Source organism: Nevskiales bacterium, from assembly GCA_035574475.1.
Taxonomy (GTDB): domain Bacteria; phylum Pseudomonadota; class Gammaproteobacteria; order Nevskiales; family DATLYR01; genus DATLYR01.
Genome location: DATLYR010000190.1, coordinates 1 through 2,807 on the forward strand (window position 1 = coordinate 1; position 2,807 = coordinate 2,807).

3 protein-coding genes are annotated in these 2,807 nt (G+C 66.9%); all 3 read right to left on the bottom strand.

Translation table 11 applies throughout. The features are described 5' to 3' along the window. Window positions 1-2: 2 nt before the first annotated feature. From VNJ47_11475 to istA, 3 genes are read right to left on the bottom strand one after another with little or no spacing between them, the layout of a single operon-like run. Entirely contained in the window at window positions 3-389 is a 387-nt protein-coding gene (locus tag VNJ47_11475; protein ID HXG29451.1) for a hypothetical protein, read from the bottom strand. Continuing rightward, complete coding sequence (gene istB, locus VNJ47_11480) at window positions 386-1,171, bottom strand: IS21-like element helper ATPase IstB (protein ID HXG29452.1); 786 nt, start codon at window positions 1,169-1,171, stop codon at window positions 386-388. Before istB ends, VNJ47_11475 begins: the two co-directional genes overlap by 4 nt. Next, a complete protein-coding gene (gene istA / locus VNJ47_11485) occupies window positions 1,131-2,621 on the bottom strand; it encodes an IS21 family transposase (protein HXG29453.1) in 1,491 nt (496 codons plus the stop codon). Before istA ends, istB begins: the two co-directional genes overlap by 41 nt. Between the last annotated feature and the right edge of the window lie 186 nt (window positions 2,622-2,807).

Consider the following 2,807-nt stretch of genomic DNA (forward strand, 5'->3'; position numbering starts at 1 on the left):
TGTTAGCGATCACCAGAAAACGTACTTTTCTGAACATCGGCCGGCGCGATCTTCTCGCCGGCCATGCGGCGTAGCTTGAGGCGCAGGTATTGCAGGTAGTTGTCGGGCACGGGGTGGGCCAGCAGTTCCTCGACGACCGGCGCGAAGTAGGCCAGGGAGCGGATCGGCGGCAGCGGGGGAACGTCGGCGGGGCGGACCAGGCGGCGCAGCGAAGCCAGCAGCAGAGCCGACTCGACCAGGCGCAAGGGGATGCCGCGATCGTAGAGCCGGCGGGCTTGCTTTTGGTCCTGGACGCTGGCGCGCAGCGGGGTGTCGGGGAGGTCCACGTACAAGACCAGGACGACAGCCACATAGGTTGCGGCGTCGAGCGCAGGATCGGGCGGGTTCACTTCTTCCTCCGCCGGGCGGCGGTTTCCAGCTCGCTCTCCCGGACGCGGTAGCTGTTGCCCTCGATGACGGTCACCTCGGCGTGATGCAGCAGCCGGTCCAGCATGGTGGCGATGCAGGTGGCGTTGGGAAAGACCTCGTTCCACTCCTTGAACGGCCGGTTGGTGGTGACGATCACGGAGCGGCGTTCGTAGCGGCGGTTGATGACCTCGTAGAGCAGGTCGGCGGCCTTATCGTCGAAGGAGAGATAGCCGACCTCATCGATGCACAACAGGCCCACGTGGGCGTAGCTGCGCAGCCTGCGGCGGCGTCCCTCCGGGGTCTGGCGTTGCAGATCCTCCAGCAGGGCGGGTGCGGAGCGAAACAGCACCGAGCTGCCGGCCATCACGGCGGCGTGGCAGATGTTCTCAGCGATCATCGTTTTGCCCAGTCCGTTGCGGCCGATCAGCACCAGGTTGCGGTTCTCCCCGAGGAAGTCCAGCGCCAGGGCACGCTCGATGACCTCGCGTTCGATCTTCGTGGGCCAACTCCAGTCGAAGTCCGCCATGGGTTTGAACGTCTTGATGCCGGAGAGCCGCAGGCGCCGCTCCAGGCTGCGGCGGGAGCGTTCCGCGGCTTCGGCCTGGGCCAGTTGTTCCAGCAGCACGCGGGGCGACCAGCGCGCTTTGGTGGCCCGCGCCAGGAAGTCGTCCAGCGTCGAAGGCAAGGCGCGCAGACCGATCTGCTGGAGCTGGGCGGAGAGATTACTCGTCGGGTTCGTCGTCGCGGGGATGGGCGAGCGCATCATAGGTCTCCAGATCGTGAGGCCGTACCTCGATGGATTGGGCCTCCGGGTGCCGGCTGAGATCGACAGCCGTGCGGGCAGGCGCCGAGCGTTGCTGCCGGCGCAGCAGGAACGCCACCGAGGAAGCGCGCGGCGTGTTTCCTTCCAGCGCTTCGCGGATGGCGCGGCCGAGCGCGGCGGCGCCGTACAGATCCAGCAGCTTGACGAGTTGCGCGGTCTGGCTGCCGGCCGACTCGCCTTGGGCGAAGGCCAGATCCAGCAGCGTTTCGCTTTCCGGCACGGCCTGCGCCAGCCGGCCGGTGGCCGTGGCGCCGAAGGCCTTGCGCTTGGCCTTCAGCAGCGCGTCTTGATGAGCCGGGTCCAGCACGGGTTGGTGGCGGTCGTAGCTGCGCGGGTGGCAAGCGATCTCCGCAGTCCCATCCAGGATACGGACCTGGGTGTCAGAGGCGACCAGAGTCAGTGGCCGGCCCACGGCCTCGGGTGGAATCGAGTAATCGTTCAGATCAAAGCGGACGTATATGGTCTTGGGCGAGCGGACCGGAACGATAAGATCGGTCGAGAAGAGATGAGCGGGATGAGGCAGCAGCCGCGGTTGCTCTTCGGCGAAGGTTTGGGCGACGGTGCGGCGATCGTCTCCCGGCCAGGGCCGCTGATGGGCCACTTGGTCGCGCCAGAGGAGCGCCTGACGGTTGCACTCGGCCAGCGTGGTGAAGGGCCGGCCCGCCCAGAACGAGTCGCGGACGTAGCGAATGGCGCGCTCCACGCGCCCTTTTTGATTTCCCGCCCGGACCTGACAGGGACGGGCGGCAAAGTGATAGTGGGCGCACAACTCCAGCAGCCGCGGGTGGAAGTGGATCTGGTCGCCGCGGCGCTCCAGCACGGCGCTGCGGAGGTTGTCGTAGAGAATCACGCGGGGCTGGCCGGACCAGTCCTGGAAGGCGCGCACGTGCCCGCGCAGAAAGTTCTCCATAGTCTGGTCGAAGAAGAACTCCAGATATAGAGCGCGGGAGTAAGAGAGCGTGATGAGGAAGCAGGAGAGCTGGCGGCGTGCGCGGCCGACGGCCACCTGGCCGAAGTGAGCCCAGTCCACCTGCGCTTGCTCGGCTGGAAACGTTTCCAGGCGCAGGAAGGGTTCAGACCGGGCGGGCCGCAACCGGGCCACCGCGCGCCGCAACTGGACCACGCTGCCCGCGTAGCCGCGCTCGTGGATCATCTGGTAAATGCGCGTGGCGGTGAGCCGGGGATGCTGCTCCAGGGTCTGGCGGACGAACGCCAGGTAGGGATCGGTCATCGAGGGGCGCAGCGGCATGCTGCGGTGCAAGCGGTCCGATTCGACCGCTTGGCGAACCGTGTCAGGGTGAACGCCGAGTTCTCGGGCGATGGTGCCGATTTTCCAGTGCTCGGCGTAAAAGTAGCGGCGGATTTGCACGCGGGTTTCTGGACTGATCATGCGGGTCTCTCATCTGCGGGGCCGAATCCGTGGGAAGGGATCGACGAAGCGGCCGCTGCGGCCGCAGACGATGCAGTGCAGCAGGGGGCCGGGCCGATGTTCCGGCCAGCGCCGGGCAAAAATCACGGCGGGGCTTGGTTGGATCGCTGTCTCGGTCGATCGCGCGTCCCACTGGGGTATGTTGGC

Coding starts and splice junctions, on each gene's coding strand:
- istB (HXG29452.1), bottom strand. CDS start 1,171: ATGCGCTCGCCCATCCCCGCGACGACGAACCCGACGAGTAATCTCTCC.
- istA (HXG29453.1), bottom strand. CDS start 2,621: ATGATCAGTCCAGAAACCCGCGTGCAAATCCGCCGCTACTTTTACGCC.